Source organism: Arthrobacter sp. MDT2-34-1 (genome assembly GCF_059091365.1).
In genome coordinates this window covers 1-395 of sequence record NZ_JBNHGO010000169.1, presented here as the reverse complement: position 1 = coordinate 395, position 395 = coordinate 1, and the positions used below count along the sequence as shown (strand labels likewise).

General features: G+C 68.6%; 1 protein-coding gene. It reads left to right on the top strand.

Annotated features, from left to right (window positions below; translation table 11 throughout):
• Positions 1-395: solute carrier family 23 protein (locus AC5RVV_RS18215; protein ID WP_494002741.1), on the top strand; the 395-nt coding region annotated here is incomplete at both ends.

The following is a 395-nucleotide window of genomic DNA, read 5'->3' as shown; positions in this document are numbered from 1 at the left end:
AGCACGTCGTCGCGATGTTCGGCGCCACGTTCCTGGTCCCGCTGCTGACCGGTTTCCCGCCCGCCACCACGCTCCTGTTTTCCGGCCTCGGCACCATGCTCTTCCTGGTCATCACGGCCGGACGGGTGCCCAGCTACCTCGGCTCCAGCTTCGCGTTCATCGCCCCGATCGGCGCCGCCATGAACCAGTTCGGTCCCGGCGGGGCCCTGGGCGGGATTGTGATGGCCGGGGCGGTGCTGTTCCTTGTGGGACTCATCGTGCAGCTGGCCGGCGCGCGCTGGATCCAGGTGGTCATGCCGCCGATCGTCACCGGTTCCATCGTGGCCCTGATCGGACTGAACCTGGCCCCAGCCGCCAAGGACAACTTCATGCTGGCGCCCCTGACGGCGCTGGTC